The sequence below is a fragment of the Nocardia sp. NPDC058518 genome (assembly GCF_042719655.1).
Lineage (GTDB): Bacteria > Actinomycetota > Actinomycetes > Mycobacteriales > Mycobacteriaceae > Nocardia.
On record NZ_JBHXNJ010000006.1, the window covers coordinates 308,145 to 330,182 of the forward strand.

The 22,038-nt window shown below is 68.9% G+C and carries 22 protein-coding genes and 1 other RNA gene; 12 read left to right on the forward strand and 11 right to left on the reverse strand.

Going from position 1 to position 22,038, the window contains the following annotated elements; genetic code table 11:
- The first annotated feature begins 88 nt into the window (after positions 1 to 88).
- Positions 89 to 1,519, forward strand: coding sequence for an acyl-CoA carboxylase subunit beta (locus ACFWPX_RS14220; protein WP_378919240.1), 1,431 nt, complete (start codon positions 89 to 91; stop codon positions 1,517 to 1,519).
- A 43-nt stretch (positions 1,520 to 1,562) separates the two neighbouring features.
- Here the strand turns inward: ACFWPX_RS14220 and ACFWPX_RS14225 are convergent, their stop codons facing one another.
- Positions 1,563 to 1,685 (reverse strand): hypothetical protein, encoded by a 123-nt coding sequence (locus ACFWPX_RS14225; RefSeq protein WP_378927764.1) that lies wholly within the window; start codon positions 1,683 to 1,685, stop codon positions 1,563 to 1,565.
- Between the two features lie 69 nt (positions 1,686 to 1,754).
- Here ACFWPX_RS14225 and ACFWPX_RS14230 point away from each other — a divergent pair, with 69 nt between their 5' ends.
- On the forward strand, positions 1,755 to 2,213 hold the full coding sequence (locus ACFWPX_RS14230) for a winged helix-turn-helix transcriptional regulator (protein ID WP_378927765.1): 459 nt from the start codon (positions 1,755 to 1,757) through the stop codon (positions 2,211 to 2,213).
- A 14-nt stretch (positions 2,214 to 2,227) separates the two neighbouring features.
- Here ACFWPX_RS14230 and ACFWPX_RS14235 read toward each other — a convergent pair whose 3' ends face one another.
- Together ACFWPX_RS14235 and ACFWPX_RS14240 are read right to left on the reverse strand one after the other, a co-directional pair.
- The gene (locus tag ACFWPX_RS14235) at positions 2,228 to 2,923 is read right to left on the reverse strand and encodes a nitroreductase (RefSeq protein ID WP_378927766.1); all 696 of its coding nucleotides are present in this window, start codon (positions 2,921 to 2,923) and stop codon (positions 2,228 to 2,230) included.
- Positions 2,924 to 3,041: 118 nt separating this feature from the next.
- Complete coding sequence (locus ACFWPX_RS14240; RefSeq protein WP_378927767.1) at positions 3,042 to 4,877, reverse strand: VWA domain-containing protein; 1,836 nt, start codon at positions 4,875 to 4,877, stop codon at positions 3,042 to 3,044.
- A gap of 195 nt (positions 4,878 to 5,072) precedes the next feature.
- Here ACFWPX_RS14240 and ACFWPX_RS14245 point away from each other — a divergent pair, with 195 nt between their 5' ends.
- The gene (locus ACFWPX_RS14245; RefSeq protein ID WP_378927768.1) at positions 5,073 to 6,878 is read left to right on the forward strand and encodes an Eco57I restriction-modification methylase domain-containing protein; all 1,806 of its coding nucleotides are present in this window, start codon (positions 5,073 to 5,075) and stop codon (positions 6,876 to 6,878) included.
- Here ACFWPX_RS14245 and ACFWPX_RS14250 read toward each other — a convergent pair.
- From ACFWPX_RS14250 to ACFWPX_RS14265, 4 genes are all read right to left on the reverse strand, one after another.
- Positions 6,846 to 7,457, reverse strand: coding sequence for a TetR/AcrR family transcriptional regulator (locus tag ACFWPX_RS14250; protein ID WP_378927769.1), 612 nt, complete (start codon positions 7,455 to 7,457; stop codon positions 6,846 to 6,848). The genes ACFWPX_RS14245 and ACFWPX_RS14250 overlap by 33 nt on opposite strands.
- Positions 7,458 to 7,464: 7 nt before the next feature.
- Positions 7,465 to 7,653, reverse strand: coding sequence for a hypothetical protein (locus tag ACFWPX_RS14255; RefSeq protein ID WP_067456688.1), 189 nt, complete (start codon positions 7,651 to 7,653; stop codon positions 7,465 to 7,467).
- Between the two features lie 115 nt (positions 7,654 to 7,768).
- Positions 7,769 to 8,284 carry a gamma carbonic anhydrase family protein gene (locus tag ACFWPX_RS14260; RefSeq protein ID WP_378927770.1) on the reverse strand — a complete coding sequence of 172 codons (516 nt, stop codon included), beginning with the start codon at positions 8,282 to 8,284 and terminating at the stop codon, positions 7,769 to 7,771.
- Between the two features lie 8 nt (positions 8,285 to 8,292).
- A complete protein-coding gene (locus ACFWPX_RS14265; RefSeq protein WP_378927771.1) occupies positions 8,293 to 9,249 on the reverse strand; it encodes a GlxA family transcriptional regulator in 957 nt (318 codons plus the stop codon).
- Between the two features lie 71 nt (positions 9,250 to 9,320).
- Between ACFWPX_RS14265 and ACFWPX_RS14270 the strand changes: the two genes are divergently transcribed.
- Positions 9,321 to 10,091, forward strand: a complete 771-nt coding sequence (locus ACFWPX_RS14270; RefSeq protein WP_378927773.1) for an MBL fold metallo-hydrolase — start codon at positions 9,321 to 9,323, stop codon at positions 10,089 to 10,091.
- A gap of 750 nt (positions 10,092 to 10,841) precedes the next feature.
- Complete coding sequence (gene ald / locus ACFWPX_RS14275) at positions 10,842 to 11,954, forward strand: alanine dehydrogenase (protein ID WP_378927774.1); 1,113 nt, start codon at positions 10,842 to 10,844, stop codon at positions 11,952 to 11,954.
- Between the two features lie 6 nt (positions 11,955 to 11,960).
- On the opposite strand, the gene sigJ is transcribed toward ald, so the two are convergent.
- The gene (gene sigJ / locus ACFWPX_RS14280) at positions 11,961 to 12,887 is read right to left on the reverse strand and encodes an RNA polymerase sigma factor SigJ (RefSeq protein ID WP_378927775.1); all 927 of its coding nucleotides are present in this window, start codon (positions 12,885 to 12,887) and stop codon (positions 11,961 to 11,963) included.
- A 117-nt stretch (positions 12,888 to 13,004) separates the two neighbouring features.
- On the opposite strand from sigJ, the gene ACFWPX_RS14285 reads away from it, so the two are divergent.
- Positions 13,005 to 13,925, forward strand: coding sequence for a cobalamin biosynthesis protein (locus ACFWPX_RS14285; protein WP_378927776.1), 921 nt, complete (start codon positions 13,005 to 13,007; stop codon positions 13,923 to 13,925).
- 31 nt (positions 13,926 to 13,956) lie between these two features.
- Here the strand turns inward: ACFWPX_RS14285 and ACFWPX_RS14290 are convergent, their stop codons facing one another.
- The gene (locus tag ACFWPX_RS14290) at positions 13,957 to 14,814 is read right to left on the reverse strand and encodes an SURF1 family protein (protein WP_378927777.1); all 858 of its coding nucleotides are present in this window, start codon (positions 14,812 to 14,814) and stop codon (positions 13,957 to 13,959) included.
- On the reverse strand, positions 14,814 to 15,308 hold the full coding sequence (locus ACFWPX_RS14295; protein WP_378919268.1) for a low molecular weight protein-tyrosine-phosphatase: 495 nt from the start codon (positions 15,306 to 15,308) through the stop codon (positions 14,814 to 14,816). Before ACFWPX_RS14295 ends, ACFWPX_RS14290 begins: the two co-directional genes overlap by 1 nt.
- 79 nt (positions 15,309 to 15,387) lie before the next feature.
- Between ACFWPX_RS14295 and cobC the strand changes: the two genes are divergently transcribed.
- The 5 genes from cobC (at position 15,388) to ACFWPX_RS14320 (ending at position 20,466) form a co-directional block, all read left to right on the forward strand.
- Positions 15,388 to 16,461: an Rv2231c family pyridoxal phosphate-dependent protein CobC gene (cobC, locus tag ACFWPX_RS14300; protein WP_378927826.1), complete on the forward strand. Its 1,074-nt coding sequence runs from the start codon at positions 15,388 to 15,390 to the stop codon at positions 16,459 to 16,461.
- A gap of 40 nt (positions 16,462 to 16,501) precedes the next feature.
- Positions 16,502 to 17,617 (forward strand): Nif3-like dinuclear metal center hexameric protein, encoded by a 1,116-nt coding sequence (locus ACFWPX_RS14305; protein WP_378927778.1) that lies wholly within the window; start codon positions 16,502 to 16,504, stop codon positions 17,615 to 17,617.
- 110 nt (positions 17,618 to 17,727) lie between these two features.
- Positions 17,728 to 18,465: a zinc ribbon domain-containing protein gene (locus ACFWPX_RS14310; RefSeq protein ID WP_378919275.1), complete on the forward strand. Its 738-nt coding sequence runs from the start codon at positions 17,728 to 17,730 to the stop codon at positions 18,463 to 18,465.
- A gap of 16 nt (positions 18,466 to 18,481) precedes the next feature.
- The gene (locus ACFWPX_RS14315) at positions 18,482 to 19,618 is read left to right on the forward strand and encodes a bifunctional RNase H/acid phosphatase (protein WP_378927779.1); all 1,137 of its coding nucleotides are present in this window, start codon (positions 18,482 to 18,484) and stop codon (positions 19,616 to 19,618) included.
- Between the two features lie 158 nt (positions 19,619 to 19,776).
- On the forward strand, positions 19,777 to 20,466 hold the full coding sequence (locus ACFWPX_RS14320; RefSeq protein WP_378927780.1) for a S1 family peptidase: 690 nt from the start codon (positions 19,777 to 19,779) through the stop codon (positions 20,464 to 20,466).
- Positions 20,467 to 20,590: 124 nt separating this feature from the next.
- Here the strand turns inward: ACFWPX_RS14320 and ACFWPX_RS14325 are convergent, their stop codons facing one another.
- Positions 20,591 to 21,478 (reverse strand): alpha/beta hydrolase, encoded by an 888-nt coding sequence (locus tag ACFWPX_RS14325; RefSeq protein ID WP_378919281.1) that lies wholly within the window; start codon positions 21,476 to 21,478, stop codon positions 20,591 to 20,593.
- Positions 21,479 to 21,514: 36 nt separating this feature from the next.
- On the opposite strand from ACFWPX_RS14325, the gene rnpB reads away from it, so the two are divergent.
- An RNA gene (rnpB, locus tag ACFWPX_RS14330) (RNase P RNA component class A) lies at positions 21,515 to 21,922 on the forward strand.
- Positions 21,923 to 22,038 lie beyond the last annotated feature (116 nt).

The following is a 22,038-nucleotide window of genomic DNA, read 5'->3' on the forward strand; positions in this document are numbered from 1 at the left end:
GGGTCGCGCCAACTGAATGGTTCGACCCCCACCGGCGGTTCGCCACAGCAGCCGCCGCAGCGGCATCTCTTTCGAAGGAGTGAGCGCGATGACCATCATTGCTCCCGCGTTTCAAGACACCACCACCGATCCGCGCGACCCACTGGGTCGGCTCCAACGTTTCTTCGACCCCGGCACCGTCCTGCCGCTGCATCCGCGTGACCGCTCCGGCGTGCTCGCCGCGATCGGCGAGGTCGACGGGGTCCGCACCGTGGCCTACTGCTCCGACGCCACCGTCATGGGTGGCGCGATGGGCGTCGAGGGCTGCAAGCACATCGTCGACGCGATCGACACCGCGATCGAATCCGGCATTCCCGTCGTCGGGCTGTGGCACTCCGGTGGTGCGCGCCTGGCCGAGGGTGTCGAGGCGCTGCACGCGGTAGGCCTGGTCTTCGAGGCCATGGTTCGCGCATCGGGCCTGGTGCCCCAGATTTCGGTGGTGCTCGGCTTCGCCGCCGGTGGCGCCGCCTACGGTCCCGCGCTGACCGACGTGGTCATCATGGCGCCCGAGGGCCGCGTGTTCGTCACCGGACCCGACGTCGTGCGCTCGGTGACCGGCGAGAACGTCGACATGGCGACCCTCGGTGGTCCCACCACACACTTCAAGAAGTCCGGCGTCTGCCACATCGCCGCCGACGACGAGGCCGATGCCCTGCACCGCGCGCGTCGGCTGGTCTCGATGTTCGCCGAGCAGGGCGAGTTCGACCTGGTCGCGGCCGAGCACGGCGATGTCGACCTCAAGGCGATGCTGCCGGAGTCGCCCCGGCGTGCCTACGACGTGAAGCCGATCGTGCACGAGCTGCTCGACAATGTCGACGGTGAGTCCTCCTTCGAGGAACTCCAGGGTGGTTATGCCCGCAGCATGGTCACCGGCCTCGGCCGTCTCGGCGGTCGCACCGTCGGCGTCCTGGCCAACAACCCGTTGCGCCTCGGTGGCTGCCTCAACTCCGAAAGTGCCGAGAAGGCTTCACGTTTCGTGCGCCTGTGCGACGCGTTCGGGATCCCGCTGATCGTGGTCACCGACGTTCCCGGCTACCTGCCCGGCGTCGGCCAGGAACTCGAGGGCGTTGTCCGCCGCGGCGCGAAGCTGTTGCACGCCTTCGCCGAAGCGCGCGTCCCCCGCGTCACCCTGGTGACCCGCAAGATCTACGGCGGCGCCTACATCGCCATGAACGCCCGCGCCCTCGGCGCCACCGCCGTCTACGCCTGGCCCGGCTCCGAAGTGGCCGTCATGGGCGCCAAGGCCGCCGTCGGCATCCTCCACAAGAAGGCGCTCGCCGCCGCCCCCGAATCCGAGCGCGAAGCCCTCCACGAGCGCCTCACCGCCGAACACGAGCAGCTCGCGGGCGGCGTCGAACGCGCCGTAGCCATCGGCGTAGTGGACGAGGTCATCGACCCGGCCAAAACCCGCAGCACCATCGCCGCGGCCCTCGCCTCGGCACCGGCCCGCAAGAGCCACCACAAGAACATCCCGCTGTGACCTGACCGCGGTAGTCATTCGACGGCCGTCGCCACCTCCTGATTCAGGAGACGGCGGCGGCCGTTTCGCTTTCGCTCCAGTCGTATTCGTCGATGTCGAGTTCCGCACCGATACGCCGGAAGATGCTCCAGCGTTGGGACCGTCCAACAACGAGTTGCGATGGCATCGTTGCGGGGTAGAGGTGTGCGTGGTGCTGGTTCGGCGGGGGGAGGTGGGCGCCGCGCATAATGGCAGGGTGCGCTATGAGGAACTCGCAGACGTCCCGTGCTCGATCACGCGGCCGCTGGTGATCTTCGGTGACCGCTGGACCCTGCTGATCTTGAAGTACAGCTTCGCCGGAGTGCGCCGGTTCAACGCGTTCCAGAGCGCGCTGGGGATTTCGCGAAGCCGGTTGCGTGACCGCCTCGATCGGCTGATCGAACACGAGATCCTGGTGAAACGCCCCGCCGAGGACGGCGCCTACGAGGAATATCGCCTCACCGAGAAAGGCCACGCCATCTACCCGATCCTGATGGCGATCCGCGACTGGGGCGACACCTACCTGGCGCCGGACGGACCACCGGTGGAATACCGGCACCGAGGCTGCACGGGCGAAGCGCACACGCATCTGACCTGCGACAAGTGCGCCGTGGAGGTCACCGCTCGCGATATCGAGCCGGAAGCCGGTCCCGGAATGACCTCACGTCCAGCCTGATGCGGCGGCCCGGCTCAGGACGTGTGCCAGGTGATCTGCTCTTCGAGGGGGACGCGGGCGGTGCGGAAGGTGTTGATGGGGTGGGCGAGGTCGGGGTGGCCGAAGGAGATGCCGAAGACGACCTTGCGGGTGTCGGGGATGTCGAAGTAGTCGCGGATGAAGGGGGCATAGGAGGCCAGGGCGGCTTGGGGAGCGGCGCCGAGGCCGAGAGCTTGGGCGCCGAGGAGGAAGTTCTCGAGCCAGAGGCCGCAGTCGATGGCGCCGTAGATGCCGAGGTCGGCCTCGGAGGTGACGATGGCGACGTGCGGGGCGTCGAAGAATTCGAAGTTACGCACCATCTGGCGCATGGTCTTCTCGTGGTCGCCCTTGACGATGCCGACACTGTCGTAGAGCTGGAACCCGCAAGCCCGGCGGCGGTCGCGGTAGACACCCTCGTAGGAAGCGGGGAATTCGAAATCGGGTGTGCTGCCGACGGTTTGGATGTGGTCGAGCAGCCCCTTGCGGAACCGGTCGGTGCCTTCGCCGGTGGTGACCACGACCTGCCACGGCTGGGTGTTGCACCACGAAGGGGTGCGCTGCGCGAGGGTCAGCAGCTGTTCGATGGTCGCGCGGTCGACCTGTTCGGGGGTGAACTGGCGGCAGCTCCAGCGTTCGTCGGCCAGCCGCGCAAGGGTGGCGAAATCGCTGCTGTCGTGGTCGGTCTGCGCCATCGCGCGGCTCCCTCGGTACGGAGAACTGGTCTCATTTCGAGACTAACTTAGCAGTTGGGTCACCCGTGCGGAACCCGCCGACACCGCGAATTCGGGTGTCGGCGGGATCGTGGGGAACCTAGGCGCGCCGACGGGCCACAACGAAGATCGCTGTGCCGATGCCGACGATCAGCGCCACGCCGGCGCCGATCAGGACGTAGACGGTCCACGGCTTGGAGACAGTCGGCGAATCACTCACGGCCACCGGCTGTTGCGTTCCCGGCTCCGCACTGACACCGATGTAGGTCGGCCCGGGTTCGGGTGTGCCAGACACGGTGAGATCGAGCTGCACCGGAGTCGGCGGCATGGTCTCCGCGCCGCCCGGCGAGCCGAGCTTGACGGCGAGGTAATACCAGCCTGCCACCGACGCGCGCTCCACCTGCGCATCGGAGTTCTCCCGATTGGCGTACCGGACCGGCACCGAGGCCAGGGTGAGTTCGGTGCTCGACGTCCCGGTGTAGACGGTGGTGTCGGAGTCGATCTCCCGGCCGAGCGGTGAGTACAAGGAGGTCGCCACATTCGCGGCGGTTCCGTACTTCACCCCGTCGGTCTCCGCGAAGCGCACCCGGTAGGCCAGGCCCTGACCCCAGTCGAGCCGCACCCGGTAGAAGACGTACTCACCGGGCTGCACGGTGTCGCTGTAGTTGCCGCTGCCCTGCAATGTCGAGGCGACCGTGAACGAGCCGCCACCGGTGATCGGCTGTGGGGTGCCGGCCGGGTCGGTGAACGTGACCGGTGTGGTCGCCGCGGCGGGGCCGGGATCGGTGACGCCGGGCTCGATGCCGACGAGGACCTCGATCGGCAGGCGGGCGGGCGAGCCCTTGGACACGAGGTCCCAGTTGAGCTCGAAGTAATAGCGGCCCCCGCCTTTGCATTTGGCGGAGTTGCCGCCGGTGGGTTCTTCGGCCGCACCGTCGAAGGCCTTGGCGACGGTGAGCGCGACGCCGTCGCTGGCCGAGCCGCCGAGTTCCCGTTCGCGGATATTGCAGTCGATGCCGTCGCGCCCGAAGATGCGCAGTTCCAGCGCGTTCATGTCCTCGGACTGGGAGATGTCCTTCTGCCGGGGGAACGAGACGATCCCGGTGAAGTAGGCCGTGGCACCCGCGGGCACGTCGACCGCGTAGAACCGCTTCTGCCGCTGGCCGATGGTGTCGAGGTACTGGCCCGGCTTCGCGACCGGGGCGGTGCGGTATTCGTCGGTGCCGGTGATGGGCGTGCCGGTGGCCTGGTAGTTGCGCAGGGCGGCCGAACTCACCCGCGGCAGAATGCGTTCCAGCGCGGCGCCGTCGGCGGCATCGCTGTAGGTACCGCCGGTGGCCTGCGCCATACAAGTGAGCTGGGCGCGCGCCTTGTCATCGACGGCGAACCCGATCGAATGCACGATCAGGTCGAGGCCCTGTTGCTTCAGTTCCTTGGCGACCTCGCACGGGTCGGGTGGGGAACAGGTGTCGTCACCGTCGGAGACGAGCACGATCGAGCGCGGCCCGGAATCGGGCAGTGCGTCGGCGGCCTGGCGCAGCGCGGTGCCCATCGGGGTCCAGCCGCGCGCGTGGATGCCGTCGACCGCGGCGGTGAGGGCGGGCTTGTCGATGGTCTTCGGCTGTTGCAGCACCTGGACGTCGCGGCAGCCTGCCGCCTTGTCCGCCTCGGAATTGCTGGTGCCGGTGCCGTAGGTGGTGAGTCCGACCGAGGATTCGGCGGGGGCCGAGGCGACGAAGCTGCGGACCGCCCGCTTGGCGGCATCCATCATGGTGCCGCCCTGATCGGGGCGCTCCATCGAACCGGAGGCGTCCAGGATCAGCATGGTCGGCGCGTATTGTCCGGGGTCGGCCTTGGCCGGGGCCGGGAGTGACGCGGGCAGCACGGTGAGGGCTACGGCGGTGAGTGCGGCGGTCAGCGTGCTGAGTCTCGGCATCGTCCTCGGCTTCGGTGCAGCGGGGTGAAACCGGACGAACGTTACCCATCGCCTGGTGGCCGCTCTACCCCTGCTGAAGTGGTGCAACCCACTGTTTGAAACACTCGATCACGTTTGCGCAGGTGAGGCCGTTTGCGCTGGGTCCCGGCTCGTGCCTGCGGTGCATCGAGGCAGTTCCGGGGCACAATCGATCGCATGGCTTTGCAGGCCCGCGACGCGCAGGAGCGCAAACGGCACGGCAGGCACTACACGCCACCGGACCTGGCGCGGTTCTTGGCGCGACGGGCGCTGCGGTATGTGCCACGCGCGGCGACGCTGCGTGTGCTCGACCCGGCCTGCGGGGACGGTGAGCTGCTCCTGGCGGTGCATCGGGAAATCGCTTCGAGCGCACCGGATGTCGCGGTGCACCTCACGGGATATGACCTGGATCGACAGGCCATCGACGAAACCGCCGGGCGAGCCGCCGCGCTAGGTGTCGAAATAGACTGCCGTGCAGTCGATTTCCTGGCGGCTTCGGATCAGCTGGCCGACGGCTCGTTCGACTTGATCATCAGCAATCCGCCGTATGTCCGGACCCAGCAGCTGGGCGGCGCGACGGCCCAGCTGCTGAGTAAACAGTTCGGCCTACGCGGGCGGATCGACCTCACCCACCCCTTCGTGGCCATCGCGCCGCGGCTGCTCGATACCGGGGGAGTGCTCGGATTGCTCTGTGCCAACCGGTTTCTCACCACGCGGGCCGGGGCGAACCTGCGTCGGATCCTCACCGGTGAACTGACACCGGTGGAGCTCTACGACCTCGGTGACACCAAACTCTTCACCGCCGCGGTGCTGCCCGCGATCACCATCGCCCTGCGCGCCACCGGCCCACCCGACTGCCGCTATGTCTCGGTCTATGAGGAACTGGGAGTCGAACCCGACTGCACTGCCGAGCTTTTCGACGCGCTGGCGGGCGAGGATGCCTGTCTCGTCGGTGCCGGGGGGCGGGTGTTCGCGGTGGAGGTCGGCGTGTTGGCGACGGGTGAAGCGCGCGAATCCGCGACCATCGCGACGCTCCCGGCGGACAGGCCATCGGTGGCCGACCCGCCGCTCCCGGCGAGTGGCCTGGTCGACACGCCCGCCGACTCGGGAACAGTGGACGGTGGCCGGTCCGACCGTCACGGTGACACCGCTTGGCGCATGTCGCGCCCCTCGGTCGATCACTGGCTCGGCCGGATCGCCGATCGCACCTGGCATTCGTTCGGGGAGGCGACGCGCATCAGGGTGGGGATCAAGACGACGGCGGATCGGGTGTTCATCTCGGACCGGTGGGAGCAGATGGATCCGACGCCGGAGCCGGAACTGTTGCGGGAGTTGATCACTCACCACGATCTGCAACCGTGGCGAGTCGCGATGGCGCGTGGCACGAGGGTGCTCTATCCCTACGATCTGCTCGAGCCCCGGCGGACCCCGATCGATCTTGCCGAGTTCCCCTGTGCGGCCGAGTATCTACGGTCCCACGAACAGGTGCTGTCCGGCAGGCGCTACGTCCTCGACGGTGGGCGCAAGTGGTTCGAGATCTGGGTGCCACAGCGCCCACACCTCTGGGGCGCACCGAAATTGGTGTTCCCCGACATCAGTGAACGTCCACGATTCGCCCTCGATCGGTCGGGCGCGGTCGTCAACGGTGACTGCTACTGGATCTCGCTCACCGACCTCGGCGCGGGCCGAGCGGCCACCGACCTGGCGTATCTGCTGATGGGTGTGGCGAATTCGGCGCTGGGGCTGCGGTTCTACGACGCTGTCTGCGGTAACCGGCTGTATTCGGGCCGCCGCCGCTGGATCACCCAATACGTAGCGCGACTGCCGCTGCCCGATCCTGCCGGTGCGGCCGCGGGCGAGATCGTGCGGAGGGTGCGCGCGCTCCTGGAAGAGGGTGTACCGGTCGCTGATTCGGGCATCGATGAGGTGGTGGCGGCGGCGTTCGGGGTGTCAGTGGATATCGCGGATGCCGACCATCGGTAGCAGTGTGCGCCGCGCGAACTCCCGTCCGGCCTCCGGATCGTCGAGCGGAATGAGACCGTCCGGGGTCAGCGCCAGCGACAGGGCCAGTCGCGCCATGACCTCGGCGACCAGATCGGGATCGAATTCGGGCACCTGCAGCTCGCGCAGCTTCTCGGCCAGATACGCGCGCCCGACCGCGAGGATCGGTCCGGCCTCGGTGGTGAGCCGGGGCAGGATGATCTCCGGTTCGGTGCTGAGCAACCGGCGCAGCAGTTCGTTGCCCGCGATGGTGGTGACGAAGGCGACGAAGATCTCGACGAGCTGTTCGTCGGGTTCGGTGACGGCGCGTACCCGCTCGTCGATCTCGGTCACATAGCGCTGCGCCTCGCGCACGCCGACGGCTTCGACCAGTTCGTTCTTGGATTCGTAGCGCCGGTAGAGGGTGGCCGGGCTGATGCCGGCCCGCCGCGCGATCTCGCCCATGCTCGTGCGTTTGATGCCGAAGTCCAGAAACGCCGACAGCGCACTGTCGAGCAGCTTCTCCCCGTCGGTGACGGGTTTCTCGAGTATCCGCGCGAGGATCGACGAAACGGTAGGCATTACCCCATTATCCCTGTGGGGGCAGATCCAATGCGGCCATCTCCTGCTCGATCGCATTGGCCGCGAAATGAACTCCGCGAGAACGGAGTTCGTGAACGCGGGATTGGAGTGCTTCGATGCCGCCTGGCTGGGCGGCGATATCGGCCACGCTGAGCCGTCCTGCCGCTCGGCGCACACCGGAATGCACGTATGCCACCGTGATACCTCCTGCCTCGCGTATCCGGGCCGATCGCTGATCTCATGATCGCCACGCAATACGCAGGACAAATGCTATCAGGGATACCTACTGGACACTTGCTCAGTGTGATGGGTCACAGCACCTCGGCGTCGCGATGGTTGGTCAGATTGTGCAGATACACCGCCGCATTGAGCTTGATCCCATCCTGTTGGGCTGAGGTGAGCTCGCGCCGCACCTTGCCAGGCACGCCGGCCACGAGCGAGCCGGGCGGAATCTGCGCGCCCTCGGGAATCAGCGCATTGGCCGCGATCAGGCTGCCCGCGCCGATCACCGCGCCGTTGAGCACCGTCGCGCCCATGCCGACGAGAACATCGTCGCCGATGGTGCAGCCGTGCAGAATCGCATTGTGTCCCACCGAGACTCCGGTGCCTACGGTGAGCGCGAAACCGGGGTCGGCGTGCAGCACGCAGCCGTCCTGGATATTGGTGCGTGCGCCGATGTTGATCTGTTCGAGGTCGCCGCGCAGCACCGCCGAGTACCAGACGCCGACCTCGGCGCCCAGGCGCACCCGGCCGATCACGGTCGCGGTCGGCGCGATCCAGGCAGTGTCGTCGATCTCGGGAGTGAACCCGCTCACCTTGATGATCATGAACGTCATTATTGCGCCGTACCGCGGAACTGCGCTCGGTGGGCCGCCGGAGACGTACCGAGCATGCGGTGGAAGTGGTGGCGCAGGCTCACCGTGCTGCCGAAACCGGTGTCGCGCGCGACCCGGTCGACGGTGTCGTCGGTCGATTCCAGCAGCAGCCGGGCATGGTCGATGCGCTGCTGGAGCAGCCACTGCTGGGGGCTGGTGCCGGTGCGATCGCGGAAGCGGCGGGTGAAGGTGCGCCGCGACATCAGCGCCTCGCGTGACCAGTTGTCGAGGTCGATGGCGGTGTCGAGGCGGGCGCGGGCCCAGGCCATCGCGCATTCGATCGGGTCGTCGGGGTCGTCGTCGGGCACCGCGATCGGGATGTACTGCGCCTGCGAACCGTGCCGGTGCGGGGCGGTGACCAACGCTCGCGCCAGCTCGGTGGCGGCGCGGGCGCCGAGGTCGGTGCGGACGATGTGCAGGCAGCAGTCCAGTGCCGCGGCGACGCCGGCGGAGGTGATCACGTCGCCCAGGTCGCTCCACAGGGTGTCGGCGCGCACGTTGACCGCGGGATAGGCCAGGGCGAGGGCGTCGGCGGCGGCCCAATGGGTGGTGACGTCGCGCCCGTCCGCGAGGCCGGTCGCCGCGATCGCCCAGGAGCCGAGACACAGGCCGATCAGCCGGGCGCCGTTCGCGTGGGCGGTGTGCACCGCCTCGTTCAGCGCGGGCGAAATCCCTTGGTCACGTACCCATCCGGGAAAGACCACCAGATCGGCGGTGCTGACGATGTCGAGGCCGTGCCGGACGGTGATGTCGAAACCGGCTGCGGTAGCGAGTGTTCCGGGTACCTCGGCGCATACCCGCACGTCATAGGGCGACGTGCAGTCGACGCCGGTGCCGGATCTGCCGAACACCAGGGTGGGTACCGACAGGTGGAACGGGCTGATTCCGTCGAACGCGATCACGGCCACCGAGGTCATGGCCCGATCTTATCGGTGTACGGCCTGCAGGCCACTGTCCGGACGCCGCTCGCTCGGCGAAAGTTGTCGGCATGACCGAGATGATCACCCGCCCCGCCCTGGCGTCCGCCATGCATATCGGCGGCCCGACCCTGCGCTTCCGCTACGGCGGACTGACCTGGCTCACCGATCCCACCTTCGACGAGCCCGGTGACTACCCGGGGCCGATCACCCTGCACAAGCTCAGCGGTCCGGCGGTGCCGGTCGAGGAGATCGGGGCGATCGACGTCGTGCTCCTCTCGCACGACCAGCACGCCGACAACCTCGACAACGCGGGTCGCGCGTTGCTCGCCGAGGTCGGCACCGTTGTCTCGACCCCGGACGCCGCGGGCCGGATCGAGGGTGTGCGCGGGCTCGTGCCGTGGGAGACGGTGACCGTCGGCGCGGTGGAGATCACCGCGGTGCCCGCGCTGCACGGGCCGCAGGGGTGCGAGCCGTTCAGCGGTGTGGTCACGGGATTCGTGTTGCGCGCGCCGGGTGAGTCCACGGTGTACGTCTCCGGCGACAACGCGTCGGTGGAGTTGGTGGAGCAGATCGTCGAGCGGATCGGGCGCATCGATGCCGCGGTGCTGAACATCGGCGGGGCCAATGTGGGGCGGTTCGGCGACAGCGATGTCACGTTGAACGCCCGCACCGCGGTCGCGGCCGCCGCGGTGCTCGGCGATGCCGTGATCGTGGCTGTGCACGCGGAGGGCTGGGGTCACTTCAGCGAGTCGCTGGATTACCTCGAGCGCACCTTCGCCTACGCCGATCGCGCGCATCAACTGATCGTGCCGGTGCGGGGTGAAATGTTTTCGGTGTGAGCGGCGATCAATGAATAGTTCTGCTATCTAACATCTTTCGTCGACCCGCACCTGACCCGCGTCAGGTGCGGGTCTGTGGTCCGAGGAGAAGAAATGTTGCGGAAGTTACTGCGGGGCAATCAGTTCCGGGTGCTACTCGGTGTGCTGATGGCCTTGGTGGTGTTCGCTGTCAGTGCGTGTTCGTCGGACGGCGGCGATTCCGGTGATGCGGGATCGAGTTCGGTATCGAAGACCTCGGTGACCGCGACGACGTCGGTGACGCCGACGAGTTCGCCTGCGGCATCGACCGATCCGGGTGGTTCGGGTGGTGGATCGGCGCCGGAGTCGTCGTACTATCACTCGCCCACCCCGGCTGCGCCGGGCACGCCCGCGCAGGGCGAAATCCCGCCAGGGCACACCTGTGTGCCCGGCCCGGAGTGCGGAACGGATTCCTGCGGTCACAACGAATGCGGCATCCCGCCCGGCCACACCTGTGTACCCGGCCCGGAGTGTGGAACAGATTCCTGTGGTCACAACGAGTGCGGTGAAACGGTCCCGCCGGCCACGACAACCGTTGCCCCGACTACCACTACGGCACCCCCGGTGACGACGACGGCGCAAACAACAACTCCGCCGACGACCACCACTGTTCCGGCGACGGCTCCGGAAACCACGTCGAGCCCGGCTGTTCCGGCCCCGGCGTAATCGAGTCCGCCGCGACACGCGATCGCGGCGGCGGCTGAGCTCCGGCGCAGGTCCTAGGCTTGCCGGATGACGCGAACGGGCGTAATCGTCGGGGTACCGACGGAGGTCAAGCCGCAGGAGTTCCGGGTGGCGCTCACGCCGGCGGGCGCCGCCGAACTGGTCGCGCACGGGCACGAAGTGCTCGTGCAGGCCGGTGCCGGTGCCGGGTCGGGATTCGCCGACGACGACTACCGGGCCGCAGGTACGCGGATCGCGGCCGACGCCGATCAGGTCTGGGCTCGGTCGGATCTGGTGGTGAAGGTGAAAGAGCCTATCGCGCAGGAATATCCACTGATGCGCCGCGATCAGGTGCTGTTCACCTTTCTGCATCTGGCGGCGTCGAAGGAATGCACCGACGCGATCCTGGCCTCGGGGATCGTCGCCATCGCCTACGAGACGGTGCGCGGGGCCAACGGATCACTGCCGTTGCTCGCACCGATGAGCGAGGTGGCGGGCAAGCTGAGCGCCCAGGTCGGGGCTTATCACCTGATGGCTCCGATGGGTGGCGGCGGTGTGCTGCTCGGCGGCGTGCCCGGGGTGCGACCGGCCGACGTGGTGGTGCTCGGCGGCGGCGTCGCGGGAACGAACGCGGCGACCATCGCTGTCGGGATGGGTGCCAGGGTGAGCGTGCTCGACACGAATCTGGCGCGGTTGCGTGAACTCGACGCACGCTTCGCCGGCCGGGTCGGCACCCTCGCCTCGCACGCACTCGAGATCGAAAAGGCCGTGGTCGCGGCAGATCTGGTGATCGGGTCGGTCCTGGTACCGGGAGCAAGGGCGCCGAAATTGGTAGCCGACGAACTCGTCGCGCGGATGCGGCCCGGCTCGGTACTCGTCGACATCGCCGTCGATCAGGGCGGTTGCTTCGCCTCCACACGGCCGACCACGCACGCGAATCCGACCTTCCCCGTGGCCGATTCGCTGTTCTACTGCGTGGCGAACATGCCGGGCGCGGTGCCGCACACCTCGACCGTGGCACTCACCAACGCGACTCTGCCGTTCGCGCTGGTGATCGCCGACAAGGGCTGGCGCGGAGCATGCGCCGCCGACCCCGGACTGGCCGCCGGGCTCACGGCAGTCGAGGGCAAGCTGCTGTCCGCCGAAGTCGCGGCCGCGCACGGGTATTCGCTCGGGGCATAGCGGCGGCTATTCGCCACCGCCCAGGTACCAGTCCGGCGCGCCCTCGGTGGGCAGGTCGCGAAGCTTGTCGGGGTTGCGGACGATATTGATCGCCACGACGCGACCGGCGTCGATGACGAACGAGAAGACGCCCATGTTGGTGCCGTCGAAGACGATCAGGCCGGGCGAACCGTTGACCAGCACCGCCCGGCCCCAGCCGTTCGCGGTGTTGTACCAGCCGAGCAGCATCTTGGCGATTAGCTCCGCGCCGCGCACCGGCTGACGGATGGCGGGCACCTTGCCGCCGCCGTCGGCGGTGAGGACCACGTTCTGGTCGAGCACGCCGAGCAGCGAACTCAGATCACCCGAGCGCCAGGCCAGCGCGAACGCCGAGACGACCTTCTCCTGTTCGGCCGGCGACGCGGGAAAACGTGGGGTGCCGTTCTCGACGTGCTTGCGGGCGCGGGAGGCGAGCTGACGGACCGCGGCGGGAGTGCGCCCGACTACCTCGGAGACCTCGGGGCCGCTCATGCCGAACACATCTTGCAGCACGAACGCGGTGCGTTCGGCGGGCGACAGCGACTCGAGTACGACCAGGAGCGCGGTGGTGACACGTTCGTCCTGGGAGATGCGGTCGGCTGGATCGTCCCAAGAAGTGACTTCCGGTTCCGGCAGCCACTCGCCCACGTACTGTTCGCGGCGGGCGCGCGCGGACCCGAGCTGGTCAAGGGCGAGGCGGCCGATGACGGTGGTGAGCCAGGCGCGCAGGTTGTCGATCTCGTCGGCCTTGCCCGCGTCGAACTGCCGTTGCAGGCGCAGCCAGGCGTCCTGCACCACGTCTTCGGCGTCACTGATGCTGCCGAGCGTGCTGTAGGCGAGTCGGCGCAGGTAGGGGCGATGTTCCTCGAAGCGTCGGGCCAGTTCGGCCTGATCGAGAGGCTGCGGTGAGGTCATGGTGTGCGCCCGTTCGGTTGATCTTGCTCGGTCCCGGCGAGTCTAGAAGTGCCGTCACAGTGATGACGAACCAGCGGTCGCCGGTGTGACATCCCCGTCGCCCGCTACCCTCGGCCGGTGCGGAAAACGACGTCGACGGCGGCCGGGCTGGTGCTGGGATTCGTGCTCGATCGGGTATTCGCCGATCCACAGCGGTGGCATCCCGTGGCCGGATTCGGTTCGGCGGCAGCGGCATTGGAGCAGGTGACCTACGCCGACGATCGGACGGCCGGGGTGGTACACGAGATCGTCGCGGTCGGATCTGTGCTGGGGATCGGGGTGATCGGCGCCCGGGGTGGCCTGTTGGCTACGGCGTTGGCGACGTGGACCGCGCTCGGTGGGCGGAGTTTGGCGCGGGCCGGGCAGGCGATGGCGGATCGGCTCGACGCAGGCGATATCGAGGGGGCGCGCGAGCTGCTGCCGTCGTTGTGTGGGCGGGATCCTTCGGTGCTCGATGCCGACGGGTTGGCTCGGGCCGCGCTGGAATCCATCGCCGAGAACACGTCGGACGCGACGGTGGCGCCGCTGATGTGGGGCGCGGTCGCCGGAGTTCCTGGGCTGCTCGGGTACCGCGCAGTCAACACACTCGATGCGATGATCGGGTATCGGAACGAGCGGTACGAGAACTTCGGCTGGGCCGCCGCTCGCACCGACGACATCGCCAATCTGATCCCCGCCCGCGTCACCGGCCTGCTCACTGCCGCCCTCGCCCCGCTGGTCGGCGGCACTGCGATGGCGTCGCTTCGCGCATGGCGGCGTGACGCGGCCAAGCACCCGAGCCCCAACGCCGGCGTCGTCGAGGCGTCGATGGCAGGCGCCCTCGGCATCCGCCTCGGCGGGCTCACGCAATACCGATACGGCACCGAACTGCGTCCCACTCTCGGCGACGGACCGGCCCCGACCACCGCGGACCTGCGCCGCGCGGTACGCATGTCGACGGCGGTGCAGGTCGGCGCGGTTGCCCTCGCGGGCGTGATTGCGACGGCCCGGGGCAGGTGACCGACGCAGGCTGAATATCTGGGGAGGTGGATCAGTTGCGGCCGTAGCGGTCGGCTAGTCGGGCCTCGGTGGTGGGTTTGGCTGGGGGGTCTGTGGTTGATGTGGGCGTCGTCGGCGCAGACGGTTGGGCGCGGTCTCGGCGGCGGGCTCGGAGTTCGGCAACTACGAAATAACCGAGGCCCAGCGGTGCCATCAGGCCGAAGGCGAGCCATTGGAGGCCGTAGGAGAGGTAGGGGCCCGCGTCGAGTTGGGGCAGGGGGGTGGGGGTGAACGCACCTGGCTGGTTCGCTGCCAGCTGGAGGTAGCCGCCCTTGTCGGTGCCGGTCGGGATGGGGGTGAGGGGAGTGCCGAGGACGGTGGATTCCTGGGTGGTGTCGACCGTGTACACCTGGCGGTAGCCGTCTTGGGTGCTCGGAGTCTTGTCGGGGACCACGCCCTCGGAGGCTCGGACTCGGGCTTCGATGCGTTGCGGGCCCGCGGGTGGGTCCGCGATCGCGGGTGGGCGGGTGCCGTCCACGGAGGCGACCAGGCCGCGGTCGACCAGGAGGGTGCGGCCGTCGTCGAGGCGGAAGGCGGCGAGGACCGCGTAGCCGGGGGCACCGTCGAGGTGGCGTAGCCGGACCAGGACCGTCGACTCGGGGACGAAGGTGCCGGTCGCGGTCACCTTGCGCCATTCGGTGTGGGTGCCGGTGTCGCCGTCGAGGACATCGGTGACGGCCACGGGGTCGGCTTGCACGGAGTCGGCGATCAGCTGGTTGCGGTGTTCGGTGCTGTCGTTCTTGCCGAGCTGCCACGGCGCCAGGACCGTGAAGCACAGATAGGCGAAGGCGGCGACGATCACCGCGAGGATCAGCCAGCTGGGGCGCAGCAGGAAGGTGAGCTTGCGCATCAGAGCTGCACGCCGGCGGGGTTGCGCGCGTCCAGTTCGGCGTGGACCCAGTCGAGCAGGCCGGGGATCGCGGCCTCGATCTGGTCGCGAACCAGGTCGAAGCCGGACTGGTCGCCGTAGTACGGGTCCGGCACGTCGAGGTCATCGGCAGCGGGGTCGAAGCTGCGCAGCAGCCTGCGCTGGTCGGTGGGGACGCCGCGGTGCGCGAGCTCGCGGTCGTGCCCGGTGTCCAGGGCGATGATCAGATCGGCGTCACTGTGCTCGGGACCGAAGGTCGCCGCGGTGTGCTCGGTCGGGTAGCCGGCGCGGCGCAGGGTCGCCTCGGTGCGCGGGTCGGCCGCATCGCCGACATGCCACGAACCGGTACCCGCGCTGCTCACCCGCACCCGGTTCGCGAGACCGGCCCGGTAGAGGTGCGCCTCGAACATCTTCGCGGCCATCGGTGACCGGCAGATATTGCCTGTGCAAATGAACGAGACATGTAGTGGACCCACAGGAGCATTGTCGCCCGTGGCGCCGAATCGCCGCCACGTAGGGTGTTCAGTTGTGCTCGAGGACTCCGTCGACCCCGCGATGTTGCGCCACCACGGCGACGTGGAGGCGCGCCCGGGCATGCTCGATTTCGCGGTGAACGTCCAGGGCGTCGCCCCACCCGCCTGGCTGCGCGAACGCCTCGCCGCCCGCCTCACCGACCTCGGCCGCTATCCGAGTTCCGAGGACGACCGCACCGCCCGCGTCGCCGTCGCCGCCCGCCACGGCCGTTCGCCGGACGAGGTACTGCTGCTGGCAGGCGCCGCCGAGGGGTTCGCGATGCTGCCCCGCCTGGCACCCCGCCTCGCCGCCGTCATCCACCCGTCCTTCACCGAGCCGGAACTCGCACTACGCGAGGCGGATGTCCCGGTCACCAGGGTGATCCTGGAACGGCCGTACACCCTCGACCCCACCCTGGTTCCCGAAGAAGCCGACCTCGTGGTCGTCGGCAACCCCACCAACCCGACCTCGATCCTGCATCCCGCCGAGACGATTCAGGCACTTCGCCGCCCCGGCCGGATCGTCGTGATCGACGAAGCCTTCGCCGATGCGGTCGCTGCGCCCGTCGGCATCGCTGACGAGAGCACCGCATCCGGTGCGATGCCGGCGGGCCGGGTCGCTGATGAACCGGAGTCGTTGGCCGGTCTCTCCGCCCACGATGTCATCGTTCTCCGCAGTCTTACCAAGACCTGGGCACTGGCCGGTCTGCGTTGCGGCTACGCGCTCGGTGCTCCCGAAGTCCTGGCCCGCCTCGCACATGGTCGCCCACACTGGCCGCTCGGCACCCTCCAGCTCGAGGCGATCATCGCCACCGCCGAACCCGCCGCCGTCGCCGAATCCCGGCAGCACGCACACCGCATCGCCGCCGACCGCACCGCCATGATCGACCGCCTCACCGCGCTCGGCCTCGACGTCCACACCCCGGCCACCGGGCCCTTCCTGCTGCTGCGTGTCCCCGACGGCGCTCTGCTGCGCAAGCGCCTCGCCGACCGCGGCATCGCGGTCCGCCGCGCCGACACCTTCCCCGGCCTCGGTCCCGACCACCTCCGCGTAGCGGTTCGTGGCGCCGCCGAAGTCGACCCGCTGATCGACGCGCTGAACGCGGCACTGTGGTGACCCCCACGACGACCATTCCCACGCAACGAAGGAGGCGGCGGTGACCGACCTGGCCGAACTGATCGGGGTGCTCGACGCGGCGTACCCGCCGAGACTGGCCGAATCGTGGGATTCGGTGGGGCTCGTCTGTGGTGACCCCGCGCAGGAGGTCACCAAGGTGGTGTTCGCCGTCGACGCGACCGCCGCGGTTGTCGACGAGGCGATCGGTTGGGGCGCACAGGCTTTGGTCGTGCATCATCCGCTGCTGCTGCGCGGGGTCGACACCGTCGCCGCCGATACGCCGAAAGGCGCACTGCTGCACCGGTTGATCCGATCGGGTTGTGCCCTGTTCGCCGCCCACACCAACGCCGACTCCGCCGACCCGGGCGTCTCCGACGCGCTCGCCGCGGCCGTCGGCCTCACCGTCACCGGCCCGCTGGATCCCAAACCGCTTGCCTCCGTGGACAAGTGGGTCATCCAGGTGCCCCAGACCCACACGGCTTCCTTGATGTCGGCCTTGTTCACGGCAGGCGCGGGCGCGATCGGCGACTACCGCGAAGCCGCCTGGTACACCGCGGGCACCGGCCAGTTCCTGCCGATCGCGGGTGCCGCCCCGGCGATCGGCGCGATCGGCACCGTCGAAATCGTCGCCGAGGACGCTGTCGAGGTGGTCGCGCCCCCGACCTCCCGCCTCGCCGTACTCGCCGCCCTGCGCGCCGCCCACCCCTACGAGGAACCCGCCTACCACGTCACCGAACGCGCACCCCTGCCGTCGTCACTCGGCATCGGCCGCATCGGCGAACTCCCACAGCCCGAAACCCTGCGCGAATTCACCGCCCGCGTCGGCGTCGGCCTGCCCCGCACCGTCTGGGGCGTGCGCGCCGCGGGTGATCCCGACCGCATGATCGAACGAGTCGCGGTCTGCGGCGGTGCGGGCGACTCCTACCTCGACAAAGCCATCCGCGCGGGCGTCGACGCCTACCTCACCTCCGACCTGCGCCACCACCCCGTCGACGAACACCTCCGCCGCGGCGGCCCCGCGCTCATCGACGCCGCGCACTGGGCCACCGAGTTCCCCTGGTGCGGCCAGGCCGAACGGTTCGTCAACACCGCCCTGCCCGCGGTGCGGACCCGCGTCTGCACCCTGCGCACCGACCCGTGGACGGTCAGCGGCTAGTTCCTCGCCGCCGGTACCTCGATGTCTTCGGGTCATGGCGTGATCACACCCTGCGGCGCGGTACGGTTGATCGATCCATCCGTCCACCGTGTTGTAGGAGTTCGTGCGCGTTGAATGTCGAACCGTCGGTCCAGACCAAGCTGTTGCAGCTCGCAGGTGTCGATGCCGAGTTGACGCGCATCGCCCATCGCCGTTCCGCGCTGCCCGAGCAGCAGGAAGTGGCACGACTGGCGGCCGAGCGCAACGGCTACAAGGACGCGGCCGTGGCGGTGGAGATCGGCATCGACGATCTGGACCGCGACATCCGCAAGCTCGAGGGTGAGGTCGACGCCGTCCGCAAGCGCGAGGACCGCGACCGCGGCATGCTCACCGCGGGCACCGTCGCCGCCAAGCAGCTCTCCGAGATCCAGCACGAACTGGGCAGCCTGGAGCGTCGCCGCTCGGTGCTCGAGGACGAGCTGCTGACCGTGATGGAGCAGCGCGAGGCGATGCTCGCCGACCACGACCACGCGGGTGCGCGGCTCAGCAAGGCCGACCACGACCTCGAAGACGCCGAACGCCTGCGCGACGAGGCGATGGCCGATCTCGAAGTGGCGCAACAGCGTTGCGAGAAGGATCGCTCCGAGCTGATCGGCCTGTTCCCCGCCGAGCTGATCGCCGTCTACGACAAGCAGCGCGCGGCGCACGGTGTCGGCGCGGCCCTGCTGCAGGCTCGCCGCTGCGGCGCCTGCCGGATCGAGATCGACCGCGGCGAGATGCAGCGCATCGCCAAGGCCGCGCCCGACGCGGTCCTGCGCTGCCCGGAGTGCAGCGCGATCATGGTGCGTACCAAGGAATCGGGGCTGTGATCGCGGCGGTACGCCGATGAGCGAGGTGATCGTCGAAGCCGATGGTGGCTCGCGCGGCAATCCAGGCCCGGCCGGTTACGGTGCGGTGGTGTTCGCCGCCGATCACGTGCGGGTGCTCGCCGAACGCAAGGAGTTCATCGGCGTCGCCACCAACAATGTGGCCGAATACCGTGGTCTCATCGCGGGTTTGGCGGCCGCGGCAGAGCTGGGCGCGCGGGTTGTCACGGTGCGCATGGATTCCAAACTCGTCGTCGAACAGATGTCGGGTCGCTGGAAGATCAAGCACGCCTCGATGATTCCGCTCGCCGAGCAGGCGCGGGCACTGGTCGCCGGCTTCGATCGGGTGAGCTTCACCTGGATCCCGCGCGCCGAGAACTCACATGCCGATCGGCTCGCGAACGAGGCGATGGACGACAGTGAGCTCACCGCGACCGTGCGCGAGGCCGTCGCCGCCGGGCACGCCCCCGGTGACCAGGTTCCCGTGCCGAAGGCGGAATCTGTTGGGGCGAACAAGTTCTCGCCCGGCTGGACCGGCGCCTTGGGGAAGCCGACCCGTCTGTTGCTGCTGCGCCACGGCCAGACGGCGCTGTCGGTGGAGCGCCGCTACTCCGGCCGTGGCAACCCGCCGCTGACCGACCTCGGTCGCGAGCAGGTCGAGCGTGCCGCGAAAATGCTTGCCGCCAAAGGCGATATCGCCGCCGTGGTGAGCTCCCCACTGCAGCGGGCCCGTTCCACCGCCGAAGCCGCCGCGACCGCGCTCGATGTGCCGCTGCGAATCCTCGACGGCCTCATCGAGACCGACTTCGGTGACTGGGAAGGTCTCACGTTCACCGAGGCCGCCCAGCGCGATCCGATCCTGCACAGCGACTGGCTCGGTGACTCCTCGATCCCCGCACCCGGCGGCGAGAGTTTCGATCAGGTGCGCGAACGCATCGAAGGGGTGCGCCGCGATCTGGTCGCGCTGTATCCGGGCCAGAACGTGGTGGTGGTCAGTCATGTGACCCCGATCAAGACCCTGTTGCAGTTGGCCCTCGGGGTCGGCCCGTCGCTGCTGTACCGCCTGCACCTCGACCTCGCGTCGCTGTGCATCGCCGAGTTCTATCCCGACGGTGGCGCCTCGGTGCGACTGGTCAACGACACCTCATACCTGTGAGCTAGCCGGATACCTGTGAGCTAGCCGGTCGTCACCCGGGCACGGTACGGTCGCCCCGGCGCACGGTCGGCGTAACGACGACGCCGCATCGCCCGACAGATTCTCGGGCGCGCGGATGCGCGGCTACACAGGAAAGGTACTTGATGAGGTTTCTACGGATGGCGGCGTTTGCGGCGGCCATCGCGGGGGTGCTTACCGCGTCCGCGGGCGCGGGTAGCGTGACGGCCGATCCGAGCGTGGTGCTCGGTGCGGCATCGGGCATCGTCTTCGACAACAACTCCGGTTGTTCGCTCACGGCCATCGGCCACGACGGCGCGGGCAGGCTCGTCGGTCTCACCGCGGGACACTGCGCGCCGACCGGTTCGCGCGTCGGTGCCGAGCAGTCGCTCAAGGCAGGCGTGATCGGTACCGTCGCGTATTCCGACGACGGCGACTACCTGGATTTCGCTGTGCTGCAACTGGATGCGTCGAAGGTACTGCCGGTGCGCACCATCGGCCAGACCACCGTCGCGGGGATCGGCGCCTCGCCGGGCCCCGGTACCATGGTGTGCTCGGACGGCCGCACCAGCGGTCGCAGCTGCGGTGTGGTGTGGGGTGAACTCGAAGGCACCTCGATCAACCAGTACTGCTCGCAGCCAGGCGATTCCGGCGGCCCCGTCGTCGTCGGCGACCGCCTCGTCGGCATGAACCAGGGCCGCCTCACCGGCCTCGGCCCTGTCGACTTCGACGTCCCCTGCACCGGCGGCGCCAACCCGATCCACTCACCCGCCTACTTCCAGCCCATCCAGGTGATCCTGGACGTGCTCAACCGCGCAGGCGGCGTAGGCGCGGGCTTCCAGCCCATCTGATCCACCCGCGAAACCACAAGGGCGCAGCACCGTTTCGGTGCTGCGCCCTTCGTGCTCGTGCGATCAACGATGGCCGAGACCGCGCTCGTGCATGAGCAGCAGCCCGTAGGCGGCTACGGGCAGTTCAGGGGCGAAGGACCGACACCAGGAAGTCGGTCTGGTCGCGGACTACCTGCTCGAAGACATCGTCGAAGTACACATCGAAGTGACCGACCGGATACTGCTTGACCACTGCGTGTTTGGTTCGTTCGGCGGCCTTGCGGGTCGGGCCCGCGGGGGCGATCGTGTCGTTTTCGGCGATCGCGTAGAAGACGGGGACCTTCAGGGACTTGGCGCGGCGGCCAGGGGAGTCGAAGAGGGTCGAGAAAGCGATGCGGGCACCGACTTTGGGGTCGTAGGTATCGCTCTCCTCGGCGAGCCTGCCGTAGCCCTCGGGGACGTCGGTGGCGCTCATCAACGCCGCGGAGCGTTTGCGCCCGGCCAGCCGGATGCGGATGGGTTTTCGGCGGATCGGGCCGAAGAGCAGGTCGGTGGCGGCGATGGTGGCGACCTTGGTCAGGCTGATCGGCCCCTTCGCCATCGACGACGCCCACCCGCTGGTGAACGGCACCTGGGCCACCACCGCGGCCAGGTAATCGTCGTCGGGCGCCACCGCGAGCACATGCCCACCGCCGAACGAGGTGCCCCACAACGCGATCCGGGTGGCATCGAAGCCACGGATGCTGCGCGCGTAGGCGATTGCGGCCTTCCAGTCCTGCCGCTGACGGGCGATGTTGAGTACCTGGCGAGGGGAACCCTCACTGGCACCGAAATTGCGGTAGTCGAAGGCCAGCACCCCCATTCCCGCGGCGACGAACCGCCGCGCATACCGATCCAACCCCATCTCGCGGGTGGCCCCGAGCCCGTGTCCCATGATCACCAACGGCCGCGGCCGAGGCGCACCGTCGGGCAGGTAGAGCCACGCGGCGCACTGCTGGTCACCCGAAGGGAAACTGACGTCGACACGTTCCATGAGTCAATACCGTAGCGAGTACTCTGTACCGGCGGGCGAGTCGGCCGGGCGACCGCGGTGACGGGAACGGGCACGAACAGTGCCGCTGCCCGGTGCCGAGGAAAGTCCGGACTCCACAGAGCAGGGCGGTTGTTAACGGCAACCCGGGGTGACCCGCGGGACAGTGCCACAGAGAACAGACCGCCGCACGCGAGTGCGGTAAGGGTGAAACGGTGCGGTAAGAGCGCACCAGCGCCCCGGGTGACCGGGGCGGCTAGGTAAACCCCGCCCGGAGCAAGGTCGAAGGTCGCATCGGCAACGGTGCGGCTGCGCAGGTGTTCGAGGGCTGCTCGCCCGAGCCTGCGGGTGGACCGCTCGAGGCACCCGGCAACGGTGTGTCCAGATGGATGGTCGCCCCCCGATGCGAATCGGGGACAGGATCCGGCTTACAGGCCGGCTCGCCCGCCCACGAAACGAGAAGGGGGGGGGGGGGGCCCCCCCCCGGCCCGGCCCCGGCCCGGCGGGGGGGCGCCGGGGCCCCGCCGGAGGCTCGTGGGCTCGCTGGTGGGCTGTGGGGGGGC

Excerpts from the sequence above, each read along its gene's own strand:
- ACFWPX_RS14315 (WP_378927779.1), top strand. The coding sequence starts at position 18,482 with ATGAGCGAGGTGATCGTCGAAGCCGATGGTGGCTCGCGCGGCAATCCA.
- ACFWPX_RS14320 (WP_378927780.1), top strand. The coding sequence starts at position 19,777 with ATGGCGGCGTTTGCGGCGGCCATCGCGGGGGTGCTTACCGCGTCCGCG.
- ACFWPX_RS14235 (WP_378927766.1), bottom strand. The coding sequence starts at position 2,923 with ATGGCGCAGACCGACCACGACAGCAGCGATTTCGCCACCCTTGCGCGG.
- ACFWPX_RS14240 (WP_378927767.1), bottom strand. The coding sequence starts at position 4,877 with ATGCCGAGACTCAGCACGCTGACCGCCGCACTCACCGCCGTAGCCCTC.
- sigJ (WP_378927775.1), bottom strand. The coding sequence starts at position 12,887 with ATGACCTCACCGCAGCCTCTCGATCAGGCCGAACTGGCCCGACGCTTC.
- ACFWPX_RS14325 (WP_378919281.1), bottom strand. The coding sequence starts at position 21,478 with ATGGAACGTGTCGACGTCAGTTTCCCTTCGGGTGACCAGCAGTGCGCC.
- ACFWPX_RS14245 (WP_378927768.1), top strand. The coding sequence starts at position 5,073 with ATGGCTTTGCAGGCCCGCGACGCGCAGGAGCGCAAACGGCACGGCAGG.
- ald (WP_378927774.1), top strand. The coding sequence starts at position 10,842 with ATGACGCGAACGGGCGTAATCGTCGGGGTACCGACGGAGGTCAAGCCG.
- ACFWPX_RS14250 (WP_378927769.1), bottom strand. The coding sequence starts at position 7,457 with ATGCCTACCGTTTCGTCGATCCTCGCGCGGATACTCGAGAAACCCGTC.
- ACFWPX_RS14290 (WP_378927777.1), bottom strand. The coding sequence starts at position 14,814 with ATGCGCAAGCTCACCTTCCTGCTGCGCCCCAGCTGGCTGATCCTCGCG.
- cobC (WP_378927826.1), top strand. The coding sequence starts at position 15,388 with ATGTTGCGCCACCACGGCGACGTGGAGGCGCGCCCGGGCATGCTCGAT.
- ACFWPX_RS14270 (WP_378927773.1), top strand. The coding sequence starts at position 9,321 with ATGACCGAGATGATCACCCGCCCCGCCCTGGCGTCCGCCATGCATATC.
- ACFWPX_RS14260 (WP_378927770.1), bottom strand. The coding sequence starts at position 8,284 with ATGATCATCAAGGTGAGCGGGTTCACTCCCGAGATCGACGACACTGCC.
- ACFWPX_RS14225 (WP_378927764.1), bottom strand. The coding sequence starts at position 1,685 with ATGCCATCGCAACTCGTTGTTGGACGGTCCCAACGCTGGAGCATCTTC.
- ACFWPX_RS14220 (WP_378919240.1), top strand. The coding sequence starts at position 89 with ATGACCATCATTGCTCCCGCGTTTCAAGACACCACCACCGATCCGCGC.
- ACFWPX_RS14265 (WP_378927771.1), bottom strand. The coding sequence starts at position 9,249 with ATGACCTCGGTGGCCGTGATCGCGTTCGACGGAATCAGCCCGTTCCAC.